Source organism: Kribbella sp. NPDC049227, assembly GCF_043197265.1.
GTDB lineage: Bacteria > Actinomycetota > Actinomycetes > Propionibacteriales > Kribbellaceae > Kribbella.
Window position 1 is genome coordinate 1095781 of the sequence record NZ_JBICST010000001.1, and the last position, 26988, is coordinate 1122768.

The window sequence follows — 26988 nt, forward strand, 5'->3', positions numbered from 1 at the left end:
ACACCTGATGAAGACGCTGACAGCGGCACTGTCCGCCGCGGCCCTGCTGGCGTTGGCCGGCTGTGGCGGTGGCGGGTCCAGCTCGGCCGACGACGGACCGGTCGACCTGCGGATGACGATCTGGAGCGCGAACGCCAAGCACCTGGCGCTGTTCGACCAGATCGCGGCCGGCTACAAGAAGGATCATCCCGAGGTCGGGAAGATCACGTTCGAGCCGATCCCGTTCGACAGCTACACGACCACCCTGACCACCCAGATCGGCGGCGGCAACGTGCCGGACCTGGCCTGGATCTTCGAGAGCAGCGCCCCCGACTTCGTCACCTCGGGCGCGCTCGAGCCGATCGACAAGGACGCCGACCTGGTGCCCAGTACGACGGCCAACTGGGAGAAGGACGGCAAGCTGTACGCCTACCCGTTCTCGACCTCGCCACTCGGGGTCTTCGTCAACACCGACCTGGTGAAGGCGGCCGGGCGGCCGGCGCCGGCCGAGCAGATCGCGGCCGGGACCTGGACCTGGGACGAGGCCGCGAAGACCGCCGCCGCGGTTCAGGCTCGCGGCAGCAAGGGTGGGCTGGTGGTCGGCGACTTCGACTACAAGGGCTGGGACACGCTGAACGCGGTCTGGGCCGGCTGGGGTGCGCGGCCATGGAGCGAGGACGGCAAGACGTGCCAGTTCGACCAGCCGGCGATGGCGGACGCGATGACGTTCCTGCACAAACTGGTCTTCACCGACAAGGGCATGCCGGGCCCGGGCGTGACGAAGGACTTCTTCGCGGGCGACTCCGGGATGATTCTGACCCAGATCAGCCGGGCCGCACTGCTGGAGAAGGCGAAGTTCAAGTGGGACCTCGTCCCGCTCCCCAAGGGTCCGGCGGGTGACTACTCCGTCGTCGGGCAGGCTGGAATCGGCGTGTTCAAGCGCGGCAAGCACGCCGACGCGGCCAAGCAGTTCCTGGCCTACTTCACCAACGCGGAGAACTCGGCCAAGCTCGCGCAGTTCTTCCCGCCGCCCCGCAAGTCGCAGCTGAACGCTGCCACGCTGGGCAAGGCCAATCCCCTGCTCAAGCCGGCGCAGCTGGACAGTGTCGTTGTCCAGGGCATCGAACGCGGCACGATCAAACCCAGCCACACCGGGTACGCCGAGATCCAGCAGACCGTCCGTGCATCCCTCGACCCGCTGTGGAAGCCGGACGCGGACGTCAAGGCCGTGCTGGCCGGGGTGTGCTCGAAGATCAACCCGTTGCTGGCGAAATGACCCTGCTCCTGGAGAAGCCGGCCCGGGCGCCGGCGCTGACGGACAAAGCGCCATACTGGACGATGCGGCGGCGCGACGAGTTGGCCGGATGGCTGATGGTCGCGCCGCAGCTCGCCGGGATCGTTGCCTTCGTCATCGTCCCGCTCGGGCTGGTGGTCTGGTACAGCCTGCACGAGTGGAATGTGCTGGCCGGATCCTTCACCTTCATCGGAGCGGACAACTACACGGCGCTCACGAACGACCAGCAGCTCGGACCGGTGCTCAGGGCAACGGGATTGTTCTCGGCCGGTCTGGTAGTGCTGAACCTCAGCCTGGCGTTGTTCCTGGCCGTGCTGCTGAATCAGAAACTCCGGGGCACGGTGGTGTTCCGCACGCTGTTCTTCTCGCCGGTCGTGGTGACGCTGGTCGCCTGGACGATCGTGTGGGGGTTCCTGCTCCAGGACAACGGTGGGGTCAACGCGTTCCTCGACGTACTCGGGATCGACGGGCCGAACTGGCTGCGGTCCGGCGGCACGGCGATGGCGTCGGTGATCGTGGTCCAGCTGTTCAAGAACGTCGGTCTCAACATGGTCCTGTTCCTCGCCGCGCTGCAGGGTGTGCCGGCGGAGCTGTACGAGGCGGCGCGGATCGACGGAGCGTCGGCATGGGCGCGGTTCCGCCGGGTGACCGTGCCGCTGATCAGTCCGACGATCCTGCTGACGATGATCCTGACGATCGTCGGCTCGCTCCAGGTCTTCGCGCAGATCGCCGTACTGACGCAGGGAGGGCCCGGGACGTCGACGACCGTGCTGGTCTACTACCTGTACCAGCAGGCGTTCCAGTTCCACCACTTCGGGTACGGCGCGACGCTCTCGCTGCTGCTGTTCCTGATTGTTCTCGTGCTGACAGTCGTGCAGTGGCGGATGCGGCGAAGGTGGGTGTTCCATGAGTCCTAAGCTCAAGGTGCTGCTGTACGGCGTACTGCTGGTGTGCTGTGTTCCGTTCGTGTTCCCGATCTGGTGGATGGCGACGACGTCGCTGAAGCCGCTGTCCGAGATCTTCGCGTTCCCGCCGTCGCTGTTGCCGGGGTCGCCGACGCTGGACGCCTACCGGCAGGTGTTCGAGCTGCAGCCGTTCGGCCGGCAGTATCTGAACAGTCTCTACATCGCAGCGGTGGTCACACTCGGGACGCTGGCGGTGTCGGCACTGGCTGGGTACGCCTTCGCGCGGATCCGGTTCCGGGGCGCCGGCATCGTGTTCGTGATCGTGCTGACCGGGCTGCTGGTGCCGAACGAGGTGACGATCATCCCGCTGTACCGGATGTTCGACACGCTCGGGCTGGTGGACACCCACTGGCCGCTCATCCTGATCCCGATGCTGGGTGCGCCCAGCGTGCTGGCGACGTTCATCATGCGGCAGTTCTTCATCACGCTCCCCGCGGAGCTCGAGGAAGCCGGTCGCGTGGACGGTCTCGGCCGCTTCGGCCTGTTCTGGCGGGTCTGCCTCCCGCTGGCCCGGCCGGCGATCGGCGCGGTCGCCATCTTCACCTTCCTGCACAGCTGGAACCTCTACCTGGAGCCGATCGTCTTCCTGTCCAGCAAGTCCAAGTTCACCATCCCGCAGGCGCTGACCCAGTACGTCGACGCGTACGGCGGCCCGATGTGGAACACCCAACTCGCCGCCGCCACCCTGTCGGCGCTGCCGGTGCTGATCATCTTCGTACTGGCCCAACGCCAGTTCGTCGAGGGCCTGGCCCAGACCGGTCTGAAGGGCTGATCGCCCCGCGGCCCGTCCGCTTCTCCGCGCGTGGGGATTGTGGTCTACTGCGCGAAAGGGGGTGCGGGCGGATGGCCACAGCACGAGAGTTGGGCGAGGTCGAGATCGCGAACACCTCGGGGCGGCCGGTGGTGATGTTCGTGCATGGGCTGTGGTTGCTGGCCGGGAGCTGGCAGCGGTGGCGGGAGAAGTTCGAGGCGGCCGGGTACGCGACGGTGGCGCCGGGCTGGCCGGATGATCCGGAGAGCGTCGGCGAAGGGCGGGCGAATCCCGCGAGCTTCGCGGGGAAGTCGGTCGGCGCGATCACGGAGTACTACGCGGACATGATCTCGCGGCTGGAGCGGAAGCCGGCGATCGTCGGGCACTCGTTCGGCGGGCTGATCACGCAGAAGCTGGCCGGGATGGGCCTCGCGACTGTCTCGGTCCCGATCGACCCAGCGCCTGGGCGAGGCATCCTGCCGTTGCCTCTGTCCGCGCTGCGGGCGTCCTTCCCGGCCCTACGGAATCCGGCGAACCGGAACAAGGCCGTGATGCTGACCTACCGCCAGTTCCGGTACGCCTTCGTCAACGCCGTACCGGAGGACGAGGCCCGGAAACTGTACGACGAGTTCCCAGTGCCGGGGCCCGGGCTGCCGCTGTTCCAGGCGGCGGTCGCCAACTTCAACCCGAACAGCGAGACGGCGGTCGACCGAGCCAACCCGAACCGCGGCCCGATGAAGTTCCTCTCCGGCGAGAAGGACCACACCATCCCCTGGGCCATCACCAACGCGTCGTACCGCAAGCAACTCGACAACCCGTCCATCACCGAAATCGAGGAACTCCCCGCCCGAGGCCACTCCCTGGTCATCGACTCCGCGTGGGAACCCGTAGCCGAAACCACCCTCACCTTCATCCAGAACCACCACTCCTGATCCGCAGACCGCACAGAGACCTGATCGTTGCTCAAAGCAACGAGTCTGCCGATCCGCCAGGCGTAGTCGTCGGGCGCCTACCTCAGTGGTGGTTCAGGAGGTGTACGGCTTCTGCTGCCCAGTAGGTGAGGATGGTGTCGGCGCCGGCCCGGCGGATGGAGGTCAGGGTCTCCAGGATCGCGCGGTCGCGGTCGATCCAGCCGTTGGCGGCCGCGGCCTCGACCATCGCGTACTCGCCGGAGATGTTGTACGCCGCGACCGGGACGTTCACGTGGTCGCGGACCTGGCGGATGATGTCGAGGTACGCCAGGGCCGGCTTCACCATCACGATGTCGGCGCCTTCGGCGATGTCGAGGTCGACCTCGCGGATCGCGTCGCGGGCGTTCGCGCTGTCCTGCTGGTACGTCTTCCGATCACCCTGCAGCGACGAGTCCACCGCCTCGCGGAACGGACCGAAGAACGCGGACGCGTACTTCACGGCGTACGCCAGGATGACCGTGTCCAGGTGACCGGCCGCGTCGAGCGCCGTACGGATCGCGCCGACCTGGCCGTCCATCATCCCGGACGGGCCGACCACGTGCGCGCCGGCCGAAGCCTGCGCGACGCCCATCTCCGCGTAGATCGACAGCGTCGCGTCGTTGTCAACGCGCCCGGAGGAGTCGAGTACGCCGCAGTGCCCGTGCGAGGTGAACTCGTCCAGGCACAGGTCCGACATCACCAGCAACGCGTCGCCGGCCTCCGAGACAGCGTCCCGGATCGCGACGTTGAGGATCCCGTCCGGATCCAGTGCACCGGACCCGACCTCGTCCTTGACGGCAGGTATGCCGAACAGCATCACGCCGCCGAGTCCGAGCTGAGCCGCCTCGGCGATCGCCTTCCGCGCGGTGTCGCGGGTGTGCTGCACGACGCCCGGCATGGACTTGATCGCGATCGGCTCCCGGGCGCCTTCCCGGATGAACATCGGCAGGATCAGCTGCCGCGGCTCCAGCGTGGTCTCCGCGACCAGCCTGCGCACCGCCGCCGACGACCGAAGCCGCCGCGGCCTGACCTCCGGGAAACCACCAGACACGGACCTAGCTCTTCCTGCGTGAGCCCGAGCGCCGCTCGGACGGGCGGGTGACCGGTTCACCGGCCTCGACCATGGTGTCACGCCGGTCCGCACCGAACCGGGCGAGGGCGTCGGCCAGCTCCTCGGCGGCCGGCGTCTCGGCCATCGCGTCGACCCGCAGGCCGTGCTCCTCGGCCGTCTTCAGCGTGGCCGGGCCGATGACCGCGATCACCGTGGACGCGTGCGGCTTGCCGGCGATGCCGACCAGGTTGCGCACCGTCGAGGAGGAGGTGAACACGACCGCGTCGAACTTGCCGGACTTGATCGCCTCGCGGGTCGGCGCGGGCGGCGGCGCGGCCCGGACGGTCCGGTACGCCGTCACGTCGTCGACCTCCCAGCCGAGATCGGTCAGCCCCGCGACCAGCGTCTCGGTGGCGATGTCCGCGCGCGGCAGGAACACCCGGTTGATCGGGTCCAGCACCTCGTCGAACGGCGGCCAGTCCTCGACCAGACCGGCGGCCGACTGCTCACCGGACGGGACCAGGTCGGGACGGATGCCCCAGGCACCGATCGCCTCGGCGGTCTTGTCGCCGACCGCGGCGATCTTCAGCCCGGAGAACGCCCGCGCGTCCAGGCCGTACTCGTCGAACTTCTCCCGGACCGCCTTCACCGCGTTGACCGAAGTGAACGCGACCCACTCGTACCGGCCCTCGACCAGGCCGCGGATGGCCTTGTCCATCTGCTGCGGGTTGCGCGGCGGCTCGACGGAGATGGTGGGCACTTCCTCCGGCATCGCGCCGTAGCGCCTCAGCCGATCCATCAAAGGCCCGGCCTGGTCCTTGGTGCGCGGCACCAGGATCCGCCAGCCGAACAGCGGCTTGGTCTCGAACCAGGACAGCGCCTCGCGCTGCTCGACCACGGCGCCGACCACGATCACGGCCTCGCCGGTCACCTTGGCCGCGCGCAGGTCCGCGACGATCGTCTCCAAGGTCCCGACCACACTGGTCTGTGCGGTCGTCGTACCGCCGACAGTCACCGCGACCGGCGTGCTGCCGTCGAAGCCGGACTCGACCAGAGCGCTGACGGTGTCCTTCAGAACGTCCATGGCGTTCAGCAGCACCAGCGTCTGCTTCGGGTGCAGCCGGCCGAGGTCGAGCTTGGCCTCGGCCAGGTCGAGCACGGTGACCTCGCGGTCACCCTTCATCGTCAGCGGGATGCCGGCGTACGTCGGAACGGCGCTGACCTCGCTGACCCCGGGGATGACGTTGAAGCCGATGCCGGCCTTCCGGCACGCCGACGCCTCCTCGGCTCCGCTGGAGAAGGTGAACGGGTCGCCGGTGAGTAGGCGCACCACGTTCGCCGAGGTCTTGGCCGTCTTCACCACCAGTCGGGCCCGGGCGGCGACCTTCAGCGCCCGGCTGCCCTCGGCGCCGGACCCGTCGATCACCTCGACGCCCGGCCGGCAGTACGCCAGGAACGGGTTGTGCTCGGGGCCCTCGACAACGACCGCGTCGGCGTTCGCCAGAACGTCGCGGCCGGCCAAGGTCAGCAGGGACGGGTCACCCGGCCCGACGCCGACGAACGTGACATGGCCGAGTGGTCTGGTCTGCTTGACCGTGGTGGTGGCGGCGGCCTTCGCCGGCACTTTCTGAGGTGTGCTGGATGCTGCGGTGGCCGCTGTCTTCGCGCTGCTCACGTCTGCCTTCGCCCTCGTCCTCGTCCTGCTCGTCTTGTGCGCCGTCTCATGGGCCCCCTTGTGGGCGGCCGTCGTTCCCCGTGCCGGTGTCATGTTCGCTCCAGCAACTCGTTCGCCAGCGCTTTGCCCAGGGCAACCGGATCGTCCACCGGCCCGTTCGCGGAGAGCCGCCGTACGCCGTCGTCCTGGCCGAGCGCGCCCCGCAGCCACAGCTCGGGGCCGTCCTCACCGTCGACCACCTCCGCGAGGGCGCCGACCGGAGCCGTGCAGCCCGCCTCGAGCGTGGCCAGCAGTTGCCGTTCCGCCGTGACCGCGGCCCGGGTGGCCGCATCGTCCAGCGGAGCCAGGGCGGCCAGCACCTCGGTGTCGCCCGCCCGGCATTCGATGCCCAGGGCACCTTGTCCCGGTGCGGGCAGGACCTGGATCGGATCCAGGGTCTCGGTCACCTCGGCGAGCCGTCCCAACCGGGACAACCCTGCCCTCGCGAGGACCACCGCGTCCAATTTGCCGTCGGTGACCATCCCGATCCGGGTGTCCACGTTGCCGCGGATCCCGGTGCATTCGATGCCGAGGCCGAGCGCGTCGAGCTGCGCCACCCGGCGAGCCGCGCCGGTGCCGACGAGTGCGCCCGTTGGCAGCTCTCCCAGGGTGAGCCCGTCGCGGGCGACCAGCACGTCGCGCGGGTCCTCGCGGACCGGGATCGCACCGATGGCCAGGCTCTCGAGCGGTTGGGTCGGCAGATCCTTCAAGGAGTGCACGGCGATGTCGATCTCGTCGGCCAGCAAGGCGTCGCGCAGTGCGCTGACGAAGATGCCGGTACCGCCGATCTGCTCCACCGGCGCCCTGTTGACGTCCCCGGTCGTGACGATCGGCACCAGCTCGACCTCGTGGCCGAGCTCGCGCAGCCAGTCGGCGACCATGGTTGCCTGTACGGTCGCCAGCGCGGACCGCCGGGTGCCGAGCCTGATCATGCGTGCTCACCTCCTGGCGCCTTCGGCGTGGTCACCGCGTCGACCGTCGCCTGATCGAGGGCGAAGAGTTCGCGCAGCGCGTCCGCGTACGTCGGCCCGCCCGGATCAGCGGCGAGCTCTTTCACCCGGACCGTCGGGTTGTGCAGCACCTTGTCGACCACGCGGCGGATCGTCCGGGTGACCTCTTCCCGCTGGACGTCGTCCAGGCCGGGCAGCCTGCGCTCCAGCCGGGCCAGCTCGGAGTCGACCAGCTCGGTCGCCATCGCCCGCAGCGCGACCACCGTCGGCGCCACCGACGCGGCCCGCCGGGTCGCCTCGAACGCCCCGGTCTCCTCGCTGACGATCCGGCGTACCTCGTCGATGTCGGCCTCACTGCCGCCGGCCGTCCCCGCGATGTCGGCGAGGGTGATCAGCGTGACGCCAGGGATGCGCGCGGCCTCGGGAGCCACGTCCCGCGGCAGAGCGACGTCCAGTACGCCGAACGGCTGCCCGTCCGTCGCGTTCCGGATCATCTCCTCGGTCAGTACGACGCCCCGCGCGCCGGTGCACGACACGACCAGCTCGGCCTCGGCCAGCGCGTCGGGCACGCTCGCGAGCTGGATCGCCGTACCGCCGACCCGCTCGGCCAGCGCGACCGCGCGGTCATAGTTGCGGTTGGCAATGGTCACGCTCTTCGCGCCGCCGTTGAGCAGCGTCTGCGCGGCCAGCGAGGCCATCGAACCGGCGCCGACGACGAGCGCGCGGCGGCCTTCGAACCCGCCGAGTGCTTCCAGCCCGGCCGACACGACCGAGCGCCCGGCCGAGTCGATGCCGGTCTCGGCATGCGCCCGCTTGCCGACCCGCAACGCGTGCTGGAGCAGGGCGTTCAGGTCGGTGCCGATGGTCTCCAGGTCCTGGCCGACGCGCAGCGTCTCCTTCACCTGGCCGAGGATCTGGCTCTCGCCGACGACCATCGAGTCCAGCCCGACCGCGACCTGGAACAGGTGTGCGACGGCGCCTTCCTCGAAGTGCACGTAGAGGTGCTCGGCCAGATCCAGCAGCGGTACGCCGGTGACGTCGGACAGGATCGCGGTGACCTCGTCCATGCCCGCGTGGAAGCGGTCGACGGTCGCGTAGACCTCGGTCCGGTTGCAGGTGGCGATCACCGCGGACTCGGCGACGGCCGGGGTGTTCTTGACCGCCAGGGCCAGCTTGGTCGCCGCGTCCGGATCGAGCGCCACGCGCTCGAGGACGTTGATGTCAGCTGAGCGGTGGCTGATACCGACGACCAGGTAACTCATGCGCCGACACCCCCCACACTCGGCAGGTCCGTCAGACCGTTCATCGCTGGTAGCTCGGGCACCTGGGGGAGCGCCGCCTCTCCGGACTTTCGTTGTTCGTGGTACGCCAGGATCTGCAACTCGATCGAGAGGTCCACCTTGCGGATGTCGACACCGGTGGGCACGGACAGCACCACCGGCGCGAAGTTCAGGATGCTGGTCACCCCGGCGGCGACCAACCGGTCGCACACCCCCTGGGCCGGACCGGCGGGAGTGGTGATGACACCGATCGAGACCCGGTCGGCCTTGACGATGTCCTCCAGCTCGGCGAAGTCGCGGACCTCCATGTCGCCGATCCGCTCGCCGATCAGGTTCGGGTCGGCGTCCAGCAGCGCCACGATCCGGAACCCGCGGGTGCCGAAACCGGAGTAGTTCGCCAGCGCGTGGCCCAGGTTTCCGATCCCGACGATGACGACGGCCCAGTCCTGGGTGACGCCGATCTCACGGGCGATCTGGTAGCGCAGGTACTCGACGTCGTACCCGACGCCGCGGGTGCCGTACGAGCCCAGGTAGGACAGATCCTTGCGCAGCTTGGCCGAGTTGACTCCGGCGGCGGTGGCCAGGTCCTCGCTCGAGGCGGTCGCGATCCCGCTGTCCGACAGTGCGGTCAGGGCCCGCAGGTAGACCGGCAAGCGCGCGACAGTCGCCTCGGGGATACCGCGTTCGGTTCTCGTCGGCGGGCCCGGTCGACGGCTGCTGGCACGCGTCACAATTCTCCTGGGAACGGTTGCTCGGCCGCGGTCTGACGGCCGGCGGCCCGTTCCTTACTCTAGGAGCTTGTGAACGTGAGAACAAAATCGGCGAGAGTGACCCAGCGCACTATGCCGTGAGTGCCTTCCGGAGGCGGGCCGGGTCGACGCGCCAGAAGTCGTGCTGCTTGCCGTCCACGAAGGTGACCGGGATCTGTTCGCCGTACTCCGTGAACAGCCGGTCGTCCTGGGTGATGTCGACCTCGGTCCACTCCACCCCGAGCTCAGTACAGACCGCGCGGACGATCTCGCGGGCGTCGTCACACAGGTGACAGCCGGGCTTCCCGTACAGCGTGACCCTGCTCATCGGTCCGCCTCCCGGAGCCGGCCCTTGGCGACCTTGCCGGTGACCGAGTGCGGCAGATGGTCGACCACCTCGATCTCCACCGGGCACTTGAACCTGGCCAGCCGGGTCCCGGCGTACTCCCGGACCTCGGCGGTGTCGACGGTCGCGCCGGCCCGCGGTACGACGAACGCCTTCACCGCTTCGCCGGTCTCCTCGGACGGTACGCCGATGACCGCGGCCTCACGGACCCCGGGCGCACCGACCAGCACCTCCTCGACCTCGCTCGGGAAGACGTTGAAGCCGGACACGATGATCAACTCGCGGAGCCGATCGACCAGGAACAGGTCGCCGTCGGCATCCAGGAACCCGACGTCGCCGGTGCGGTACCACCCGTCGCGGTCCGGGCCTTCGGCCCCGTCCGGCCAGTAGCCGGAGAACAGGTTGCCGCCGCGGATCACGATCTCGCCGGGGTCGTCGCCCTCGACGTCCTCACCCTGCTCGTCGGCGATCCGGAGTTCGACGTTCGGCAACGGGCGGCCGACCGAACCGGGCTTCGGCTCGCTCTCCCCCAACGTGGTGGTGACACCGGGCGAAGCCTCGGTCAGGCCGTAGCCCTGGTGCACGAACTTGCCGGTCTCCCGCTCGAACCGGTCCGCCGTCTCGCGGTCGAGGGTGGACGCGCCCGTCAGCACGACCTTGATCGACTTCAGCGCATCCCGCAGGTCCGATCGGGCCAGCAGAGCATTCAGTGCCGGCGGCGCGAGTGGCAGCCGCGTCACGCCGTACTCGCGGATCAGGTCGAGCGTGTGAGCGGAGTCGAACCGCTGGTCGATCACGAGCGCGGCGCCGGTGGCGACGGCCCAGCCCAGTACGGCGTTCAGCCCGAACGCGTGGAACATCGGCAGGACCCCGAGGACGACGTCCTCCGGGCCCATCCGGTCCTCGCCGAGCTCGGAAAGGTTCTTGACGTTCGCAGCCAGTGCCCGATGGCTGAGCATCGCCGCCCGCGGATCGCCACTGGTTCCGGAGGTGTACAGCAGGACCGCGAGTGTCTCAGGGTCGATCGACGGAAGTAACGGAGCGTCACCCTGGAGCTCGCCCGGACGCACCGTCCGGACCCCCTCGCCGACCTTCGCCGCGAGGTCCGGGCCGGTGACCGCGAGACGGGCTCCGGAGTGCTTCAGGACGGCCGCGATCTCGGGCTCGGTCAGCCCGGTGTTCAGCGGTACGGCGACCAGCCCGGCGCGGAGAATCCCCAGGTAGGACGTGACGAACTCGATGCTGTTGGCCATCAGCAGGACGACCCGGTACCCGGGCACCAGGCCGGCCGCGGCGTACCCCTGCGCGGTCGCGCCGACGATCTCGTCGAGTTCGCGCCAGGTCAGCCGCCGGTCCCCGTCGACCAGCGCCGGACGTTCACCGTGACGTTGCGCTGTGTCACGAAGAATGTCAGCGAAATTGAAGTTCACCAGGCGAGTCTGTCATGTCGCCGGGGCGTGCTTCCGGCACGGTTGGGGAGTTCGGCTCGCTCGGAACGGTTGCAGCAGAGCGTGACGGGCGATATACAGGTGAACTCGTGGGCGGGCTTCTGCTGAACCTCACACTGCAGAAACCGTCCGGCCGGGGTACCTATGCGCAATTACCCCCGGCAGCAGGCTGCGCCGTTGTCCGGTGCCGGCCCGCTGGCGCATTCGTGACGACTCGGACCGGACGGAAGGCGGCACGCCTCAGGCTGTTGACAGCGAGTGCTTAAGGCATAACGCTCGGTGCTGTCTCAGCCGCTGTGGCCATTCGCGGATGTGTCAGACGACGTGTCAGTTGAACGGGGAGAAATCTTGACGACGCCGGAGCCAAGCCCGGACGGGATGAGACGTGCGGAGCTCGTCGATCGCGCCCAGGCCGGGGACGTCGGTGCCTTCGGTGAGCTGTACGACGAGTACTCGCTCACCGTCTATCGCTACATCTACGCACGGGTGTCGTCCTCGGCACTCGCCGAGGACCTGACCAGCGAGACGTTCGTCCGGGCGCTGCGCGCACTGGACTCGTTCCGCTGGCAGGGCCGGGACTTCGGCGCCTGGCTGGTGACGATCGCCCGGAACCTGATCACCGACCACTACAAGTCCGGCCGGGTCCGGCTCGAGGTGGTCACGGACGAGATCGAGACGCACGACCGGCAGACCGAGGGGCCGGAGGTCGACGTACTGGCCGCCGCCACCGCCGAGGTCCTGCGGGACGCCGTCGCGGCCTTGCCCGAGGAGCAACGCGACTGCCTGACGATGCGATTCTTCGCCGGATTGTCGATCGCGGAAACGGCCAAGGCGCTGGAGAAGTCCGAAGGCGCCGTCAAGCAACTGCAACTGAGGGCCGTACGGCACTTGGCGAAGGTTATCCCCAAGGACTTGAGGTGAGGAGGATGACAACGAATGTCTTTCGTAACCCGTCAGCGAGTTTCCTCGTTCTCCTTCGTGAGGACCTGTCGGTGACCCCGGCTGGCCATTGAGGAGAACGAGAACACATGAGTGACCTACACAGGGCTCGAGCGCGCGCGGAGGCATTCGCGCACGCCATCGATCACGGGCCCCGTCACTCTTCGCGACTGAGCGATGACCCGGAGCTTGTGGAGGCTGTGGAGCTGGTCGGACGGCTGAGGACCGCCGGCGCAGTGGCACCGCGTCCGGAGTTCAGTGCCGAACTACGGCACCGCCTGATGGAACAGGCGGCCGCCCGCGCGGCGACGACTCCGATGGTGGTGCACAGCACTCCGGACGGTCCGGACGACCCGCCGACCCGCGAGGACGTCGACGCGTCCGTGACACCTATCCGCCATCGTCACCGCCGGCGCATCCGGCTCGTGGCCAGTACCGCCGCGCTGGTCCTGCTCGGGGGTGGCATCGGTTCCGCCGCCGCCGCTCAGCAGGCGATGCCCGGCGACACCTTGTACGGGATGAAGCGCAGCATCGAGAACGTGGCCACCAACGTGGGTGTCGGGGACGACTCCCGCGGCCGGCGCGATCTCGAGCACGCGATGACCCGACTGTCCGAGGTCCGCGCGCTGGCCGAGCACGGCGGCGACGTGGGCACGATCAACGGCACTCTGGACGACTTCTCGGCGCAGGCCCGCAAAGGCGTGTCCCGCCTGGTCGCGTCGTACCAGCAGGACGGCGACGAGGGTTCGATCACGGCGATCACCACCTTCATCACGAACGCCCGCCAGGCTCTTGGTGAGCTCGCGCCGAAACTGCCCCCGGAGTCGCTGAAGTCCGCCGTGGAGGCGCTGGCAACGATCGAGCAACTGGCCCAGCACACCACGGCCGCCTGCCCGAAGTGCGACCAGCCGAAGCCGGCCAAGGGCACCCAGCCTGCCGGTCCGGGCGTGGGCACCGAGCCGAGCAATCCGTCCAACGGATCGCCCAGCTCGAAGGCGTCCACCGCGCCGGCCCCTGGTGCGTCAACGCAGCCGAGTGGGTCGCCGACCAAGCTGCCGAACACCACGATCGTCGAGGAGTCCAACACTCCCCCGCCGAGCCTGAAGACGCCCCCGAAGCCCAACACCCCGAACTCGTCGACGACCCCCACGATCGTCCCGAGCCTCCCGACGCCAGGCACACCGTCGTGGCCCTGGCCCTTCCCGACCCTCAGCGTCCCGACTCTGATCAATCTCCCCGGCGTCCTCCAGACCTTGCTCCCACCCTGGAAGTAGGCCCAGACGCACAGAAGCCCGGCACACACGCTGTGCCGGGCTTCTTCTCTGCTCGCCGGGATGCTGTCAGAAGAAGACCGAGCGGCGTTGCATGAGGAGGGTGTAGAGGGTCTGCTGGATGGTTTCGCGGACCTGGTCGGTGACGTTGAAGACCAGCATCGGGTCGTCGGCGGCGCCGTCGGGGAAGTCGTCGGTCCGGATCGGCTCGCCGAACTCGATCAGCCACTTGGACGGGAGCGGGATCAGCCCCAGCGGTCCGAGCAGCGGGAAGAACGGCGTGATCGGGATGTACGGAACGCCGAGCAACCGCGCCAGCGACGCGATGTTGCCGACCAGTGGATAGATCTCCTCGGCGCCGACGATCGAGCACGGAATGATCGGTACGCCGGTCCGCATCGCGGCGCTGACGAATCCACCCCGCCCGAAGCGCTGGAGTTTGTACCGCTCGGAGAACGGCTTGCCGAGACCTTTGAACCCCTCCGGCCAGACACCGACCAGATTGCCCTGCCGCAGCAGCCGCTCGGCGTCGTCGTTGCTCGCCAGCGTCGCCCCGCCCTTGCGGGCCAACTCCCCGACGAACGGCGTCTGGAACACGAGGTCGGCCGCGAGCGTACGCAGCGGCCGGTTCGTGTGATCCGCGACGACCACCTGGGTGACCAGCCCGTCGAGCGGCATCGTGCCGGAGTGGTTCGCGACCACCAGGGCGCTGCCGGTGTCCGGGATGTTCTCGATCCCGCGCACCTCGACCCGGAACCACTTCTCCACCATCGGCCGCAGCATCGGCAGCAGCACCTGGTCGGTCAGGTCGGAGTCGTACCCGAACTCGTCGAGCTCGTACTCCCCGCTCACCCGCCGCCGCAGGAACGCGAGCCACTCCGCGACCCGCCGCTCCCCGTCCTCGCCGAACAGCTCGCGCACGACCCGCTCGAGTCCCGCGAAGTCCAGGGGTGCGGCCTCGACGACCGGCACCTGCGGTCCCGCTCCGGCCTCGACCTGCTCCGCCACGGGCGGCTCCACCGGCCGCTTGCCCTTCTTCTTCAACCGCGTTCCGGGCCCCGCGAGTGCGCGAGCAGCCGCGGACGGCGTCGTACGGCGTCCTGATCCGCGGCCCGGACGCCCGCCGGCACCGATCGGGATCACTTCGGCGTCAACCACGCAACGCTCCCAGTCCGGCGGTCAGCAGCGACGCCGCACGGGCGACCGCGCCGGGGCCGAGCGCGTCACGGAAGTCGTCGAAGGCGGCCGCGGTCGTGTACTTCGGCTCGAACCCGAACTCGGCCCGCATCCGGGTGGTGTCCACCGCGCGGCCGTAGGTCAGGAAGGTGATCTGGTCCGGCGAGAAGTCCGCGAGCCGGGCCCGGCGGACGGCGGCCGCGGTACTGGACGCGGTGAAGGACGGCAGCCGGAGCGTGGGACGGCCGAGTTTGCGGATCGCCTGGGACAGCGAGAGCACTCCGTCGCCGGCCAGGTTGAAGGTCCCGGGCAGGTCGTTCACGGTGGCGTGGTGGATCGCCTCGACGCCGTCGTCCTCGTGCAGGAACTGCAGGCGGGCGTCGTACCCGAAGACGGTCGGTACCACGGGCATCGCGAAGTAGCGGGTGATCGGGGAGTCGGTCCTGGGGCCGATCCAGTTCGCCATCCGGAGCGTGGAGACGCGGACGTCGGGGCGGCGCCGGGCGAAGCCGCGCACGTACCCCTCGACCTCGACAGCGTCCTTGCTCAGCCCGGTCTGGTGGATCGCCCGCGGCGCCATCTCCTCGGTGAACATGGCCGGATCCCGCGGACCGGCGCCGTACACCGTGGTCGACGACTTCACCACCAGCTTGGCCACGCCGGGCGCCTTCTGGCAGGCGGCGAGCAGCTGCATGGTGCCGATGACGTTGATCTCCTTCATCGACGAGCGGCCGCCGGCGCTGCCGGGGGTGGCCACGACGCCGGTGTGGACGACCGTGTCGACGCCCTCGGCGGCGATCACCTTCGCGATCACGGGGTTGCGAATGTCGGCCCGAACGAACCGGACCCGGCCCAGCTCGGCCCGTGGCGGCACCACATCGACGCCGAGCACCGTGCCGATCGACGGATCGTCGGCCAGTCTGCGGGCACAGCGAGCACCGGCGTCCCGGGAGACGCCGGTCACCATCACTACCTGTGCCACGAGAAACCCCCAGCCAGACAGCAACCCCACAAGTGGCCGCGCCGGCCCCCGGCGCGGCGGGAACTGCTTACTTGCCGAGCTTGCGGCGCTGCACCCGCGTCTTCTTCAGCAGCTTGCGGTGCTTCTTCTTCGCCATACGCTTACGGCGCTTCTTGATAACAGAACCCACAGTGGACCATCCAAACTCAAAGAGAACGTCGGCAAAGCTTACCCGCAGGTCAGGCGGTGAACCTAAAGCAGGCTGCCTCGGTAGGCTGGGCGGTGACCTGGGGAGGCGCCGATGACAAGCGGTACGACGGCCCGGTACGACGGTCTGGCCGACTGGTACGACGCGAAGTACGTGGCCGGAGCGGAACCACATCAGCCGGGTCTGCTCGAGCTCCTCGGGCCTGGATCCGGCCCGTGCCTGGACATCGGGTGTGGCACCGGGCGCAACTTCGAAACCATCCGTGCGAGTGGGCGCAGTGTGGTCGGGATGGACTTCTCCGCCGACCAGTTGCGGCTGGCACGGAGCCGGACCGACGGTCCGCTGATGGTCGCGGACGCCGCCGTCCTCCCGTTCGCCGACAAGTCCTTCGACACCGCGATGGTGATGTGGATCTCCACCGACGTGGATGACTTCGCCCAGGTCGTGCGCGAGGCGACGCGGGTGCTCCGGCCGGACGGGGTGCTCGTCGTGTACGGCGTACATCCGTGCTTCAACGGCCCGCACGTCGTCTGGAACGAGGACGGCAGCCGCCTCATCCACCCCTCCTACCGCCGGCCGGGCTGGCACGAGGAGTCGCCGTACTGGGGCGACGGGATCCGCCGTCACGTCGGCATGCACCACCTCACGCTCGCCGACTACCTGAACGCCTTCCTCACCACCGGCTTGACCCTCGAACGCTTCGAGGAACCGGACTCAAGAGGCGTCCCTCACTCCCTCGCCGCGCGCGCCCGCCGCTCCACCTGAGCAACGGCTGTCGGTGCGGGCTGGTTGACTGGTCGGCATGGTGACGCTGGACTCGTGGAGTGAGCAGGACTTCACCCTGCTCGAGGGCTGCAACACGCCCGAGATGACCGCTCACCTGGGCGGCCCAGAGACCCCGGCCAAGCTGCGCGAGAGGCAGCAGCGGTACGTCGAGAACGCCTTCACGGGTCAGATGTTCGTGATCGTCACCGACGACGGCGATCGGGCCGGGTTGGTCGGCTACTGGGAGCACACCGAGGCGGCCGAGACGGTCTGGGAGACCGGCTGGGCGATCCTGCCGGAGTTCCAGGGGCGTGGGCTGGCGACCGCCGCGGTAGCCGAGGTGGCGAAGGTCGCCGCCGCGGCCGGCAGGCACAGCACGCTGCACGCGTACCCCGGCGTGACGAACGCCGCTTCCAACGCGCTGTGCCGCAAGGCCGGCTTCGTCCTGCTCGGCGATCGCGACTTCGAGTATCCCAAGGGTCACTGGATGCGTTGCAACGACTGGTCCCTCGACCTCTAGGCGGCTTTGCGGGTGGGGAGCTGGACGGGTTCGGTGAGGACGACCAGGTGTGGGGTGGCGCTCTGGTTGGTGGTCGAGGCGTAGGCGGCGGGCGTGAAGGCGACGGCGGCGAGGCCGAGCGTGATGATGGTGCCTGTGGCAACGGTCTTGACGATCGTGAGCTGCATGGTGGGCTCCTGGAGGTGATGGATCCGGCTGTGATTCCATCCTCAGGGCCGGTACTGCGACCGTTCTGGGAGGAAGCTGGGAGCTTCCTGGCAGTCACAGCCCCGCGACCTCCGGACCCGCGGCGGTGAGGATCCCGAGCGACTCCGGCGTCCAGGGTCCGGTACGGATCACGATCGCGTGATCGACACCCCATGATGCTTGCTCGCGGCAACGTTCAACGAAGGTGCCGACGGTGTCGTCCGGGGTGAGCCGGGTCGACAGCGTCTTCTCGATCTCGCCGTACCGGCGGCCGAGTTCGTCGCAGTGCGCGCGGAGTACGTCGAGCTTGTGGCGCACCGTCGTCCCTGCGTCGGGCAGGTCGAACAGGTTGCAGGCATCGGCCCGCCGCGCCACCATCCGCAGTGTCTTCTGCTCGCCCGTCCCACCGATCAGCACCGGCGGACGCCGTTCCGGCCGCGGGCTGCAGATCGGCCCCTCGAGCTGGAAATGCTTGCCCTGGTACGGCGAACTGTCGCCGGCGAACATGCGGTCCGCGATGTCCAGCAACTCCTCGAGCTGCTCGAACCGATCCTTGGTCGGCCCGAGCGGGATCCCCATTGCCCGCGCCTCCTCGCCTTCCCACCCGATCCCGACCCCGAACCACGCCCGCCCACGGGTGAGCGCGTCCAGCGTCGCGATCGCCTTCACCTGAACAGCGGGGGGCCGGAACGGCACCGGCGACACGAGCATCCCGAGCCGCGCCCGGCTGGTCGTCGCGGCCAGGAACCCGAGCATCGTGATCGCCTCGTACAACTCGGCCTGCGGATGACTCGTCGGATCCGCCTGGAACAGGTGATCCGGCACCCAGATCGTGTCCAGCCCACCCTCGTCCGCGATCGACGCGATCCGCCGCAGCCCCTCCACGCCGTCCGGCCAGGCGTGATCCGTCACCGTGACACTGACCTTCACGCGCCCGCCTCCACAATCCCGGCCGCGGCGGCAGCTTCAGCGGCAAGCGCCGTGTACTGGACGCCGGCCAGCCGCCAGTCACCGTCCCGGGCGAGCCAAATGCTCATCACCCGGAACAGCCCCTTGATCGTCTCCCCGTGGAACCGGCACTCCGACCGCTGGATCTCGGTCCGCATGGCTGTCTCACCGTGGGCGACGACCTCCGACTGCAGCAACTCCAGCGAGACCTGCTCGAACACGCCACTGGTGTGCACGCCGATCCACTCGTCGGGATCGATCATGAAGCCCTTCGGTCCGACGATCCGGCAGTCCGGGTCGACGAGCAGCTTCAGTGCGGCGGTGTCCTGGGCGATCAGGCTCCGCACCAGCCGCTGCGGGGCGTCGCCGAGCTCCGTGGACATGTGGCGCCCCCAAATTCTTAGGGTGACCCTATATTTATGGTCACTCTAGAACGACTACCCTGACCGTGTGAAGGACGCGGACGGACTGCGGGCGCGGAAGAAGCGCGAGACGCGGGAGCGGATCGCTGCGGCGGCGCGGGAGTTGTTCGTCGCGCACGGGTTCGACGCGGTCACCGTGGTCGATGTCGCCCGGGCGGCCCAGGTGTCCGAGGCAACGGTCTTCAACTACTTCCCGACCAAGGACGATCTGTTCTTCGGCGGCGGGCTGGAACAGTTCCAGGCGGCGACGCTGGCCGCGGTCGGCGACCGCCCGGCCGGAGAGTCGGCGATCGGCGCGTTCCGCCGGTTCACGATCGCCAACGTCGCGCACGCCGCCGACCCGGGCGCGGCCGACCTCATCACCACCGCAGCCCGGGTCGTGGCCGGCAGCCCGTCGCTGCAGGCCCGCGAGCGCGAGATCGTCGCCGCCACCACCGACGCACTCGCCACCCTGCTGCGCTCGGAGGGAACGGGACGGATGGAGTCGTGGGCGATCGCCAACGCCTTGGTCGGTGTCCAGCGATCGATCGTCACCGAGGTCCGGGCCGAGGTCCTGGCCGGACGCCACGGCCCGCAACTCGTCGCCCGTGTCCAGCACGGCGCCGACATCCTCCTGACTCGACTCGAGTCCGCCTTCAACCGTTGACGGGTAGCCTGCGGACATGGCCTACGTGGTGTTCCTCGGCGGACTCGTCGTCGTACTGACGGGGCTGACCTGGTTCGCCTCCTGGGCCAAGCGGCGTGGTCACGGCTCCGGCGTCGCCGGCGCGTTGGCGGCGTACGAGGAGGCCTACCGTACGACGGCGCACCAGTCGCACCACGAGATCCGGCGAGCCGCCGACCGCAAGGCCGAGACCGGCACGCCCGACGATCTCCAGGGCTAGAGGTATCTCGCAACGGGTCCGAGGGTTAGTAGGCCGGACCCGGCTCCTGCTTGTTCTGTTGCGGCTGGCGCCAGCGCGGCTCGGGCACGTGCCAGTCGTTGCTGGTGGTTGAGGGTCTTGGCCGCCGCGGCGATGAGGCCCCAGTGGGCTTCCAGGAGCAGGCCAGGTGGTGGGTCGGGTATGTGGTCGAGCGCCTCGGCTGCTTCGGCGGGGTGGTTCTGCGACAGCAGCACGAGCGGACGGACCCACGGCCAGTGGGGACCATAGTCAGCTTCGAGGACCGGCTGGTCGTGCCGGATGTCGTAGCAGGCCACGGCTAGTGGGAGAAGCCCGGACTGCAGGCCGGGCATGGACGCGTTGTCGAGGAGGGCGCCGGCCTGGCGATAGGCATCGGGAGTGTCTTGACGGAGGGCGGCGTACCACCGAGTGAAGACGGCGACCAGCGGCAACTCATGCCGGGAGGCCAGCTCGTCAGCGGCTTCGGCGTGATGGTCGGCGGCCGCATAGTCCGCCACAGCGCACGACGACTGCAGCCGGATGAGATGGCCCAGAACCTCGTAGGTAAAGAGCCCGTGGCGTTGGGACAGCTCGACCAACTCAGCCCCGATCGCGTCGCGGTCGCGGGAGAGGCCGGCGCGATAGCACGTCTGCAGGAAGACGCCGTTCAGCGCAAACGCCAGCAAAACAGGATCATCCAGGCCCCGCGCGATCGACTCAGCCTCACGCGCCGCCTCCCGCGCTCGCGGATCTCGCGAACCACGCGACTCGAGCGCAATCGTCGTCAGCAACCGCGCCCGCACCCCCGGATGCTCCTGCGTAGGCAACACCCGCTCCGCGGCCGCCACAATCGCTGCGGCGTGGGACTCATCGTCCGACCGCGTCCAGATCGCCGGTACGTCGTACGCACCGATGACTCGCGCAGTCAGATCCGGATCACCCAACTCCTCAGCCGCGGCGATCGACGCGAGACGGTGCTGGCGCGCAGCCTCGAGACCGCCTCCACCGGTGACGGCGAGATTCCGGAGCAGCCCCACGGTCGACTCCAACCGGGCCCGAGTGCCTCCAACCGCCCGGTCGTACGCCGCAGCAGCCTCGACCCAGACCTGTCCGGCCGACGCCGGCTCCAGATGCGCGGCCTGGTTGAGGATGTCGGTCTCCAACCGACCAAGCGCCGGCCCGGGATCCACGCCGAGCTGACCGACCAGCATCGCCCGAGCCCGACGCAGTACGGCGAGAGCGTCGCCCTGCCGACCAGTCCGGTACAGAGCGAGCGCCAGCAACCGCCACGCGTCCTCACGCCACGGATGCTCGGTCACATGCGCATCCAGCTCAGGCACAGCCTCAGCAGCAAGCCCTAGGGCCAGCCGCGCCTCCCCCAACCGCTCCACCGCCCGCAGCCGCAACTCCGTCAACCGCGACCGTTCACCCTGAGCCCATCCCTCGTCAGCAAACTCGGCGTACGCCGGACCGCGCCACAGCTCCAGCGCCTTCGTCAGCTCGGGCACCAACTCCACCGCCGGCAACGCAGCACCGACAGCCGCTTCGAACCGCCACGCGTCAACAGCATCCGTCCGCAACGCATAGCCCGGACCATCGGTCACCAGCAGCCGAGCCGGCGACCGCGGCGCCCGCTCCGGTTCCACCGCCCGCCGCAGCGCCGCGACGAACGTCCGCACCGCGCCCAACGCACCCTCCGGCGGATCCGCCCACAGGTCGTCCACCAGGACAGTCGCCGGTACGACGCGCCCGCGCGCAACGATCAACCGCGCCAGCACGGCCCGATGCCGCGGTCCCTTCAGACCCACCTGCCGGCCGACATCGTCCCAGGCCACCACCGGCCCGAGCACCCCGAAGTCCACCCGGCCACCGTAGCGCTCATCCAACGCTCATCCGCGCGCGCGATCCTGGCCGGCATGAAAATCAACGGCTTCGACTACCATCGCGTCTCCGGCCCCGATGACGTGAAACTCAACGTCGCCGTCGGCGGTTCCGGTACGCCGATCGTCCTCCTGCACGGGTTCCCGCAGACCCATCTGATGTGGCGGCACGTCGCCACCGACCTGGTCGCCGACCACACCGTCATCTGCCCCGATCTCCGCGGCTACGGCGAGAGCGACAAGCCGGCCGACGGCTACGCGAAACGAGTGATGGCCGCGGACATCATCGCCGTGGCGCGGAACCTCGGACACAGCCAGTTCGCCCTGGCCGGGCACGACCGTGGCGCCTTGGTCGCGTTCCGGGCCGGCCTCGACCACCCTGACACGATCACCCAGCTGATGTGCCTGGACGTGCTGCCCACCCTCGACATGTGGGACGTGATGCGCGGAACGAGCGCCGCTGTCGGGTTCCACCTCTACCTGATGGCGCAGCCACCCGGCCTGCCTGAGGAGCTGATCGCGGCCCGCCCGGACGCGTTCTTCGGCCACTTCCTCGACCTGTGGGCCAACGATCCCGCCGCGATCCCGCCCGATGTCCGGGCCACCTATCTGGACGCGTGCCGGGCTGCGGTTCCGTCGATCGTCGCGGACTACCGCGCCTCGGCAGCGATCGACGTCACCCACGACCAGGAAGATCTTGCCCAGGGCAACAAGCTGCGAATGCCAGTCACGGTGATCCAGCAGGACTGGGGAGCCGCGCTCGGCTTCGACGCCGCGGCGCGCTGGCAGGCGTGGGCTCCCGACCTTCACCACCAGACCACGACCGCGGGTCACTTCATGGCCGAGGAGTCCGCCGCAGAGATCACCACCGCGATCAGAGCCTTGCTCAAGCGGTGAGATACGTGGTCGAGTCGGCCAGGGCTTCGTAGGCAGCCGGCAGCGACGTACTGATCAGCTTGCCGTCCCGCTTGACCGGCGTACCGCCGACCAGGACGGTGTCCACGTTGCCGGGGTGGGCCGCGGTGACGACCGTGGCGATCGGGTCGTGCAGGCCGCCGGCCAGGTTGATGTCGGTGTGACGCAGCAGCACCAGGTCGGCACGGTTGCCTACCGCAAGCGATCCGACGTCGGTCAGTCCGAGGGCGCGAGCACCTCCGACGGTGGCGATCCGCAGTACTTCGGCCGCCGTGAAGGTCTTGTAGCCCAGGGCAAGCAGCTCGTGCATGGCGGTGAACATGTTGCCGCCCGCGCTCGTCACGACGTCGACCCCCAGGCTGACGTTGACACCCGCCGCACGCAGCCGGCCGGCCAGCGGCTCGCCCATCTCCATCCGCGCCTCCACGGTCGGCGTTGTCGACACCGACGCTCCGGACTCCGCGATCAGCTTCAGCTCGGAGTCCGGCAGCAGGTTCCCGTGTACATACAGCGTGTTGGGTCGCAGCAGACCGGCGTCCCGCAGACGCGTGATCGGGTCCGGAATCTGCGAGCTGCTGCTGATGTGCACGACAACCGGCACGCCCAGCGAATCGGCCAGCTCCCAGTCGGCACGGACGGTCTCGAACGACGTGAACGACGGTCCGATCGCCGCCGCCGCGAGCCCGATCCGCTCCGACCGGCGGTCCATGATCCGCCGCAGCTCGTCCGCGTCGACCGCGCCACCGCTCAATGGCGAAGGACCGTAGCCGAAGACCGCACGGATCCCGCTGCGCTCCAGGGCATCCAGCGCCGCGTCGGCCTGTGCGGGCGAGGACTGCACGTGCGAGTAGTCCTGGACCGTCGTGATCCCCGCGTCGAGACACTCGAGCGCACCCATGAGGTTGCCCGCAGCAACATCTTGCGGACGGAACCTCGAGCCGTAGGAGCCCAGTACGCGGTCGAAGTACGTGCCGAGATCGTCATCGACCGTGATACCGCGCAGCGCGGTCTGCCACAGATGCCGGTGCGTGTCCACGAACCCCGGCAGCACGATCCGCTCCGACGCGTCGATCACTTCGACGTCCGACGGATCCGCGATCAGCTGAGGGCCGACCGCCGCGATCCGCCCGTCCTCGATCAGTACGTCGGCCCGGCGGGCCACCACCTCCGGATCGGTGTCGATCACCACACCACCACGCAACAACAGGCGCATGCGCACATCTCCTCATCAGAAAGCTTTCCTGAAAGCTATCATCAAAGGCACTTAGACTGTCAACCATGACCAGACGCTCATGCGCGCTGCCCCTCGGGCAGGACGACCGGAGGGGCCGCCATGAGTGATGACCGGGTGGATCGGCTGATTGCCTCGTGGCAGCGGGAGTTGCCGGGAGTGCTGTATCCGACCAGCGAACTGACCAAGCGGATCCTCGTGCTGGCCACCGAGCTCAACGAGGCCACCCGGCGGGTGCTGCGCGACCTCGGGCTGACCACGGCCGAGTTCGACGTGATCGTGTCGCTGCGCCGATCAGGACCGCCGTACCGGCAGAAGCCGTCGGACCTCAGCCGCAGCCTGCTGCTGTCCACCGGCGGGACGAGCAACGTGACGAATCAACTGGTCCGGCGCGGTCTGGTCGTCCGCGAGCCCGATCCCGACGACGGCCGCGGCACCCAGATCCGGCTCACCGACGAGGGGGTCACCCTGGCCGAGCGCGCCGTACAGGCCAGTGCGGCCGCGCACCACGAGCTGTGGTCGGGCCTCCCGGACGACGCCGTGAAACAGGCGACCGTCGCGCTGCGGGACGTGTCCCGGACATAGCGAAGCGGCCGGTCCCGAGGGATCCGGCCGCCTGCTCTTCTCGTGGTTATCCGGCCTGGAAGAAGGCGCCCTTGAGGTAGTCGTGCACGGCATCCTCGGACACCCGGAACGAACGACCCACCCGCACCGCGGGCAGCTCACCGGAGTGCACCAGGCGGTACACCGTCATCTTGGACACGCGCATGGCCGTGGCGACCTCCGCCACGGTCAGGAACTTCACCTCGGCGAGCGGCTGCTCACCACCGGACTTCTTTGATGCCATTGCGCACCGCACTTCCAGCACGGATCGTGCGCCGGCTTCCCCTCCGGCACCTCCGTCCGTGCATGCAACGAGCGTAGTGGCTGTTGGTACGAATGGGAAAGAGGGGGACTCGTGTGACTCAGCCGGCACTAGTAGGTGGGGTCGAGGCCCAGGAGCGGGAAGCTGGCGTCGCGGGTCGCCTTGATCGACCGGTCCAGCCAGGTGTCCGGGTTGTAACCGGTCGACCAGTCCGTGTACGACGCGTCCTGGCCGTCGGTCATCCGCACCGGTGCGACCCGCTGGAACCGGATCCGGACCTCTTCGCGCCACGCCTCGGGCACCGGCGTCTGCGGGTCGATCGGGTTCCCCGCGACGATCGCCAGCAGGTGAGTCCAGGCCCGCGGTACGACGTCGACGATCGCGTACCCACCGCCACCGGTGGCGATCCACTTCCCGTCCGCGAGTTCGTGCGCCAGGTCATGCAACGCCAGGTACGCCGCGCGCTGCCCGTCGACCGTCTTCGTCAAGTGGGCCAGGGGATCCTCGACATGCGAGTCACACCCGTGCTGGGTCACCAGCACCTGCGGCCGGAACGCCTTCACCACGTCCGGAACGATCGCATGGAACGCCCGCAACCAGCCGGCGTCCCCGGTCCCGGGCGGCAGCGGGATGTTGACCGCAGTACCTTCCGCGTCAGGTCCACCGGTCTCCCCTGCGCTGCCGGTGCCCGGAAAGAGTGTGGTCGGCGACTCGTGCAGACTCACGGTCAGCACTCGCGGATCGTTGTAGAACACCTCTTGGACGCCGTCCCCGTGGTGCACGTCGACGTCGACGTACGCGACCCTCTCGGCACCGTGATCGAGCAGCCACTGGATGGCGACGGCCGGATCGTTGTAGACGCAGAAACCGCTGGCCCGGTCGGGCATCGCGTGGTGCAGACCGCCGGAGATGTTCGCGGCGTGCCGCACCTCGCCCTCCCAGACGGCCCGCGCCGCCTCCACGCTCGCGCCGACGATGCGTGCGGAGACGTCGTGCATCCCCGGAAAGCAGTACGTGTCGTCGGTGCCGAGTCCGTGCTCCAGATCCGGCACGTCCGGGTGCTCCCCGGCGCGCTTGACCGCGGCGATGTAGCCGGCCGTGTGCACGGTCCGCAGCAGCGCGTCGTCGGCCGTCGGAGGCGGAACGACCTTGAGTTCGTCGAGTACGCCGAGCGCCCGCGCCAGGTGCATCGTCAGCTCCACCCGGATCGGACTCATCGGATGCCCGCGCCCGAAGTCGTACGCCGTCAGACCCTCGTCGAAGACCAGCATCGCCTCACCGCTCATGCCTCCGACCTTAGCCGTCACCGCGCGGGCACTGGTTTCCCGAATCTGGCGTTCAGCCGGTAAGCACCACCACGCGCGTGGAACACGGACATCAGCAGCACACCCACGACAGCTGCGACGGCCGCCGCCAGCCGATGGTCGCCCACATGCGCCCAGAAGGTGAGCAGCCCGGCGATGACGAACGCGCCCACGCCGCCGACCGCGTTGCGGACCGGCGAGTTGCCGGTCAGGTTCGGGTACTCGCGGGCGGTGATGCCGAGGACGAAGTGCGGGATCCCGTTCGCCCCCATCAGCCCGGCCAGGAAGCTCAGCACGATGGCCAGTGTCATGATCAAGCCCTTTCAGTCTACGTGTGTTGACTGAAATCTAGGCCGGATCGGCGACTGAGTCAACATGCGTAGACTGAGCGGCGTGACGACCAGGATGGAGCAGCGACGGCGGACCGAAGAGCGGATCCTGGCGGCGGCGCGGCAGTTGTTCGGCGAGCACGGGTACGACCGCACCACCATCCGCGCGATCGCCGAGGCGGCCGGCAGCGACGCCGGCCTGGTGATGCGGTACTTCGGGTCCAAGGACAAGCTGTTCGCCCAGGCCGCGACCATTCCCCCGGACGGGCCGATCACGGGTTCGCCCGAGGAGATCGCCGGATTGCTGACGGCTGCTCTGACCGCCAAGCTGGCTGAGGAGCCGGCCGCCGCGCTGGCGGCGATGCGGGCGATGTTCAGCCATCCGGAAGCGGCCGCGGAGGTGCGGGCGGCGATGACAGGACAGCAACGACAGATCGCCGAGCAGTTGCCGGGTGAGGACGCCGTACTGCGCTCGGGGGTGATCGGGGCGTTGACGCTCGGGCTCGTGATCGGGCGGCACCTGGTCCGGCTGGACGGACTGGACGCGTCGCCCGAGGAGCTGATGGCGGTGGCCGGGCCGATCATCGAGGAACTGGCGAACGGTTCCAGCTGAGCCGCCAGCGGAAACGGGCGGGCGCGGCACCCCTCCAAGGCCGCGCTCGCCCGTTTCCGATCGTGCTGGTGCCAGGCACGTGCTTCATCGCGCAAAC

The 26988-nt window shown here is 69.1% G+C and carries 31 protein-coding genes; 13 read left to right on the forward strand and 18 right to left on the reverse strand.

The window, feature by feature from the left end; all coding sequences use genetic code 11:
* Positions 1-7: 7 nt before the first annotated feature.
* The 4 genes from ACGFH6_RS05500 (at position 8) to ACGFH6_RS05515 (ending at position 3921) form a co-directional block, all read left to right on the forward strand.
* The gene (locus tag ACGFH6_RS05500) at positions 8-1255 is read left to right on the forward strand and encodes an ABC transporter substrate-binding protein (RefSeq protein WP_393380731.1); all 1248 of its coding nucleotides are present in this window, start codon (positions 8-10) and stop codon (positions 1253-1255) included.
* Positions 1252-2190, forward strand: coding sequence for a carbohydrate ABC transporter permease (locus ACGFH6_RS05505; protein WP_393380733.1), 939 nt, complete (start codon positions 1252-1254; stop codon positions 2188-2190). The genes ACGFH6_RS05500 and ACGFH6_RS05505 overlap by 4 nt, the downstream gene beginning before the upstream one ends.
* Positions 2180-3010 carry a carbohydrate ABC transporter permease gene (locus tag ACGFH6_RS05510; RefSeq protein WP_393380735.1) on the forward strand — a complete coding sequence of 277 codons (831 nt, stop codon included), beginning with the start codon at positions 2180-2182 and terminating at the stop codon, positions 3008-3010. The genes ACGFH6_RS05505 and ACGFH6_RS05510 overlap by 11 nt, the downstream gene beginning before the upstream one ends.
* Positions 3011-3081: 71 nt before the next feature.
* On the forward strand, positions 3082-3921 hold the full coding sequence (locus ACGFH6_RS05515) for an alpha/beta hydrolase (RefSeq protein ID WP_393380737.1): 840 nt from the start codon (positions 3082-3084) through the stop codon (positions 3919-3921).
* A gap of 82 nt (positions 3922-4003) precedes the next feature.
* On the opposite strand, the gene hemB is transcribed toward ACGFH6_RS05515, so the two are convergent.
* The 7 genes from hemB to ACGFH6_RS05550 form a co-directional block, all read right to left on the reverse strand.
* Positions 4004-4990: a porphobilinogen synthase gene (gene hemB / locus ACGFH6_RS05520; RefSeq protein WP_393380739.1), complete on the reverse strand. Its 987-nt coding sequence runs from the start codon at positions 4988-4990 to the stop codon at positions 4004-4006.
* A 4-nt stretch (positions 4991-4994) separates the two neighbouring features.
* Positions 4995-6665, reverse strand: a complete 1671-nt coding sequence (locus tag ACGFH6_RS05525; RefSeq protein WP_393380740.1) for a uroporphyrinogen-III synthase — start codon at positions 6663-6665, stop codon at positions 4995-4997.
* A gap of 89 nt (positions 6666-6754) precedes the next feature.
* Positions 6755-7636, reverse strand: coding sequence for a hydroxymethylbilane synthase (hemC, locus tag ACGFH6_RS05530; protein ID WP_393380742.1), 882 nt, complete (start codon positions 7634-7636; stop codon positions 6755-6757).
* Positions 7633-8916: a glutamyl-tRNA reductase gene (locus ACGFH6_RS05535; RefSeq protein ID WP_393380744.1), complete on the reverse strand. Its 1284-nt coding sequence runs from the start codon at positions 8914-8916 to the stop codon at positions 7633-7635. Before ACGFH6_RS05535 ends, hemC begins: the two co-directional genes overlap by 4 nt.
* On the reverse strand, positions 8913-9665 hold the full coding sequence (locus ACGFH6_RS05540; protein ID WP_393380746.1) for a redox-sensing transcriptional repressor Rex: 753 nt from the start codon (positions 9663-9665) through the stop codon (positions 8913-8915). The genes ACGFH6_RS05535 and ACGFH6_RS05540 overlap by 4 nt, the downstream gene beginning before the upstream one ends.
* 109 nt (positions 9666-9774) lie before the next feature.
* Complete coding sequence (locus ACGFH6_RS05545; protein WP_393380748.1) at positions 9775-10011, reverse strand: glutaredoxin family protein; 237 nt, start codon at positions 10009-10011, stop codon at positions 9775-9777.
* Positions 10008-11459, reverse strand: a complete 1452-nt coding sequence (locus ACGFH6_RS05550; protein WP_393380750.1) for a class I adenylate-forming enzyme family protein — start codon at positions 11457-11459, stop codon at positions 10008-10010. The genes ACGFH6_RS05545 and ACGFH6_RS05550 overlap by 4 nt, the downstream gene beginning before the upstream one ends.
* 366 nt (positions 11460-11825) lie before the next feature.
* Here ACGFH6_RS05550 and ACGFH6_RS05555 point away from each other — a divergent pair, with 366 nt between their 5' ends.
* Together ACGFH6_RS05555 and ACGFH6_RS05560 are read left to right on the forward strand one after the other, a co-directional pair.
* Complete coding sequence (locus ACGFH6_RS05555) at positions 11826-12398, forward strand: sigma-70 family RNA polymerase sigma factor (RefSeq protein WP_238162892.1); 573 nt, start codon at positions 11826-11828, stop codon at positions 12396-12398.
* Between the two features lie 209 nt (positions 12399-12607).
* Positions 12608-13690 carry a DUF5667 domain-containing protein gene (locus ACGFH6_RS05560; RefSeq protein WP_393380752.1) on the forward strand — a complete coding sequence of 361 codons (1083 nt, stop codon included), beginning with the start codon at positions 12608-12610 and terminating at the stop codon, positions 13688-13690.
* A gap of 66 nt (positions 13691-13756) precedes the next feature.
* On the opposite strand, the gene ACGFH6_RS05565 is transcribed toward ACGFH6_RS05560, so the two are convergent.
* From ACGFH6_RS05565 to ACGFH6_RS05575, 3 genes are all read right to left on the reverse strand, one after another.
* The gene (locus ACGFH6_RS05565) at positions 13757-14845 is read right to left on the reverse strand and encodes a lysophospholipid acyltransferase family protein (RefSeq protein WP_393380753.1); all 1089 of its coding nucleotides are present in this window, start codon (positions 14843-14845) and stop codon (positions 13757-13759) included.
* Positions 14838-15830 carry an NAD-dependent epimerase/dehydratase family protein gene (locus ACGFH6_RS05570; RefSeq protein WP_393381158.1) on the reverse strand — a complete coding sequence of 331 codons (993 nt, stop codon included), beginning with the start codon at positions 15828-15830 and terminating at the stop codon, positions 14838-14840. Before ACGFH6_RS05570 ends, ACGFH6_RS05565 begins: the two co-directional genes overlap by 8 nt.
* 82 nt (positions 15831-15912) lie before the next feature.
* Entirely contained in the window at positions 15913-16014 is a 102-nt protein-coding gene (locus tag ACGFH6_RS05575) for a 30S ribosomal protein bS22 (RefSeq protein ID WP_008356322.1), read from the reverse strand.
* A gap of 111 nt (positions 16015-16125) precedes the next feature.
* Between ACGFH6_RS05575 and ACGFH6_RS05580 the strand changes: the two genes are divergently transcribed.
* Positions 16126-16797 carry a class I SAM-dependent methyltransferase gene (locus tag ACGFH6_RS05580; RefSeq protein ID WP_393380755.1) on the forward strand — a complete coding sequence of 224 codons (672 nt, stop codon included), beginning with the start codon at positions 16126-16128 and terminating at the stop codon, positions 16795-16797.
* Positions 16798-16834: 37 nt separating this feature from the next.
* On the forward strand, positions 16835-17317 hold the full coding sequence (locus ACGFH6_RS05585) for a GNAT family N-acetyltransferase (RefSeq protein WP_393380757.1): 483 nt from the start codon (positions 16835-16837) through the stop codon (positions 17315-17317).
* On the opposite strand, the gene ACGFH6_RS05590 is transcribed toward ACGFH6_RS05585, so the two are convergent.
* From ACGFH6_RS05590 to ACGFH6_RS05600, 3 genes are all read right to left on the reverse strand, one after another.
* On the reverse strand, positions 17314-17484 hold the full coding sequence (locus ACGFH6_RS05590) for a hypothetical protein (protein ID WP_393380758.1): 171 nt from the start codon (positions 17482-17484) through the stop codon (positions 17314-17316). The two genes, ACGFH6_RS05585 and ACGFH6_RS05590, sit on opposite strands and share 4 nt — an antisense overlap.
* 94 nt (positions 17485-17578) lie before the next feature.
* A complete protein-coding gene (locus tag ACGFH6_RS05595) occupies positions 17579-18433 on the reverse strand; it encodes an LLM class flavin-dependent oxidoreductase (protein ID WP_393380760.1) in 855 nt (284 codons plus the stop codon).
* The gene (locus ACGFH6_RS05600) at positions 18430-18834 is read right to left on the reverse strand and encodes a nuclear transport factor 2 family protein (RefSeq protein ID WP_393380762.1); all 405 of its coding nucleotides are present in this window, start codon (positions 18832-18834) and stop codon (positions 18430-18432) included. Before ACGFH6_RS05600 ends, ACGFH6_RS05595 begins: the two co-directional genes overlap by 4 nt.
* Before the next feature lie 67 nt (positions 18835-18901).
* Here ACGFH6_RS05600 and ACGFH6_RS05605 point away from each other — a divergent pair, with 67 nt between their 5' ends.
* On the forward strand, positions 18902-19519 hold the full coding sequence (locus tag ACGFH6_RS05605) for a TetR/AcrR family transcriptional regulator (RefSeq protein ID WP_393380764.1): 618 nt from the start codon (positions 18902-18904) through the stop codon (positions 19517-19519).
* A 16-nt stretch (positions 19520-19535) separates the two neighbouring features.
* Positions 19536-19757 carry a hypothetical protein gene (locus ACGFH6_RS05610; RefSeq protein WP_393380766.1) on the forward strand — a complete coding sequence of 74 codons (222 nt, stop codon included), beginning with the start codon at positions 19536-19538 and terminating at the stop codon, positions 19755-19757.
* Here ACGFH6_RS05610 and ACGFH6_RS05615 read toward each other — a convergent pair.
* The gene (locus ACGFH6_RS05615) at positions 19754-21640 is read right to left on the reverse strand and encodes a BTAD domain-containing putative transcriptional regulator (RefSeq protein ID WP_393380768.1); all 1887 of its coding nucleotides are present in this window, start codon (positions 21638-21640) and stop codon (positions 19754-19756) included. The two genes, ACGFH6_RS05610 and ACGFH6_RS05615, sit on opposite strands and share 4 nt — an antisense overlap.
* A gap of 30 nt (positions 21641-21670) precedes the next feature.
* On the opposite strand from ACGFH6_RS05615, the gene ACGFH6_RS05620 reads away from it, so the two are divergent.
* A complete protein-coding gene (locus tag ACGFH6_RS05620; RefSeq protein ID WP_393380769.1) occupies positions 21671-22531 on the forward strand; it encodes an alpha/beta fold hydrolase in 861 nt (286 codons plus the stop codon).
* Here ACGFH6_RS05620 and ACGFH6_RS05625 read toward each other — a convergent pair.
* The gene (locus tag ACGFH6_RS05625) at positions 22521-23762 is read right to left on the reverse strand and encodes an amidohydrolase family protein (protein WP_393380771.1); all 1242 of its coding nucleotides are present in this window, start codon (positions 23760-23762) and stop codon (positions 22521-22523) included. The genes ACGFH6_RS05620 and ACGFH6_RS05625 overlap by 11 nt on opposite strands.
* 120 nt (positions 23763-23882) lie before the next feature.
* On the opposite strand from ACGFH6_RS05625, the gene ACGFH6_RS05630 reads away from it, so the two are divergent.
* Positions 23883-24365 carry a MarR family winged helix-turn-helix transcriptional regulator gene (locus tag ACGFH6_RS05630; RefSeq protein ID WP_393380773.1) on the forward strand — a complete coding sequence of 161 codons (483 nt, stop codon included), beginning with the start codon at positions 23883-23885 and terminating at the stop codon, positions 24363-24365.
* Positions 24366-24411: 46 nt separating this feature from the next.
* On the opposite strand, the gene ACGFH6_RS05635 is transcribed toward ACGFH6_RS05630, so the two are convergent.
* The 3 genes from ACGFH6_RS05635 to ACGFH6_RS05645 form a co-directional block, all read right to left on the reverse strand.
* Complete coding sequence (locus ACGFH6_RS05635; RefSeq protein WP_012923942.1) at positions 24412-24627, reverse strand: helix-turn-helix domain-containing protein; 216 nt, start codon at positions 24625-24627, stop codon at positions 24412-24414.
* A gap of 128 nt (positions 24628-24755) precedes the next feature.
* Positions 24756-25931: an acetoin utilization protein AcuC gene (locus ACGFH6_RS05640; RefSeq protein WP_393380774.1), complete on the reverse strand. Its 1176-nt coding sequence runs from the start codon at positions 25929-25931 to the stop codon at positions 24756-24758.
* Positions 25932-25948: 17 nt separating this feature from the next.
* Positions 25949-26260 carry a hypothetical protein gene (locus ACGFH6_RS05645; protein ID WP_393380775.1) on the reverse strand — a complete coding sequence of 104 codons (312 nt, stop codon included), beginning with the start codon at positions 26258-26260 and terminating at the stop codon, positions 25949-25951.
* 82 nt (positions 26261-26342) lie between these two features.
* Between ACGFH6_RS05645 and ACGFH6_RS05650 the strand changes: the two genes are divergently transcribed.
* The gene (locus ACGFH6_RS05650; protein ID WP_393380777.1) at positions 26343-26891 is read left to right on the forward strand and encodes a TetR family transcriptional regulator; all 549 of its coding nucleotides are present in this window, start codon (positions 26343-26345) and stop codon (positions 26889-26891) included.
* The last annotated feature ends 97 nt before the right edge of the window (positions 26892-26988 follow it).

Bases quoted from the DNA above. Each gene is read 5' to 3' on its own strand.
- ACGFH6_RS05640 (WP_393380774.1), bottom strand. From the start codon at position 25,931: ATGAGCGGTGAGGCGATGCTGGTCTTCGACGAGGGTCTGACGGCGTAC.
- ACGFH6_RS05625 (WP_393380771.1), bottom strand. From the start codon at position 23,762: ATGCGCCTGTTGTTGCGTGGTGGTGTGGTGATCGACACCGATCCGGAG.
- ACGFH6_RS05635 (WP_012923942.1), bottom strand. From the start codon at position 24,627: ATGGCATCAAAGAAGTCCGGTGGTGAGCAGCCGCTCGCCGAGGTGAAG.
- ACGFH6_RS05570 (WP_393381158.1), bottom strand. From the start codon at position 15,830: ATGGTGACCGGCGTCTCCCGGGACGCCGGTGCTCGCTGTGCCCGCAGA.
- ACGFH6_RS05590 (WP_393380758.1), bottom strand. From the start codon at position 17,484: ATGCAGCTCACGATCGTCAAGACCGTTGCCACAGGCACCATCATCACG.
- ACGFH6_RS05515 (WP_393380737.1), top strand. From the start codon at position 3,082: ATGGCCACAGCACGAGAGTTGGGCGAGGTCGAGATCGCGAACACCTCG.
- hemC (WP_393380742.1), bottom strand. From the start codon at position 7,636: ATGATCAGGCTCGGCACCCGGCGGTCCGCGCTGGCGACCGTACAGGCA.
- ACGFH6_RS05600 (WP_393380762.1), bottom strand. From the start codon at position 18,834: ATGTCCACGGAGCTCGGCGACGCCCCGCAGCGGCTGGTGCGGAGCCTG.
- ACGFH6_RS05580 (WP_393380755.1), top strand. From the start codon at position 16,126: ATGACAAGCGGTACGACGGCCCGGTACGACGGTCTGGCCGACTGGTAC.
- ACGFH6_RS05610 (WP_393380766.1), top strand. From the start codon at position 19,536: ATGGCCTACGTGGTGTTCCTCGGCGGACTCGTCGTCGTACTGACGGGG.
- ACGFH6_RS05500 (WP_393380731.1), top strand. From the start codon at position 8: ATGAAGACGCTGACAGCGGCACTGTCCGCCGCGGCCCTGCTGGCGTTG.
- ACGFH6_RS05630 (WP_393380773.1), top strand. From the start codon at position 23,883: ATGAGTGATGACCGGGTGGATCGGCTGATTGCCTCGTGGCAGCGGGAG.
- ACGFH6_RS05585 (WP_393380757.1), top strand. From the start codon at position 16,835: ATGGTGACGCTGGACTCGTGGAGTGAGCAGGACTTCACCCTGCTCGAG.
- ACGFH6_RS05505 (WP_393380733.1), top strand. From the start codon at position 1,252: ATGACCCTGCTCCTGGAGAAGCCGGCCCGGGCGCCGGCGCTGACGGAC.
- ACGFH6_RS05620 (WP_393380769.1), top strand. From the start codon at position 21,671: ATGAAAATCAACGGCTTCGACTACCATCGCGTCTCCGGCCCCGATGAC.
- ACGFH6_RS05545 (WP_393380748.1), bottom strand. From the start codon at position 10,011: ATGAGCAGGGTCACGCTGTACGGGAAGCCCGGCTGTCACCTGTGTGAC.
- ACGFH6_RS05535 (WP_393380744.1), bottom strand. From the start codon at position 8,916: ATGAGTTACCTGGTCGTCGGTATCAGCCACCGCTCAGCTGACATCAAC.
- ACGFH6_RS05645 (WP_393380775.1), bottom strand. From the start codon at position 26,260: ATGACACTGGCCATCGTGCTGAGCTTCCTGGCCGGGCTGATGGGGGCG.
- ACGFH6_RS05510 (WP_393380735.1), top strand. From the start codon at position 2,180: ATGAGTCCTAAGCTCAAGGTGCTGCTGTACGGCGTACTGCTGGTGTGC.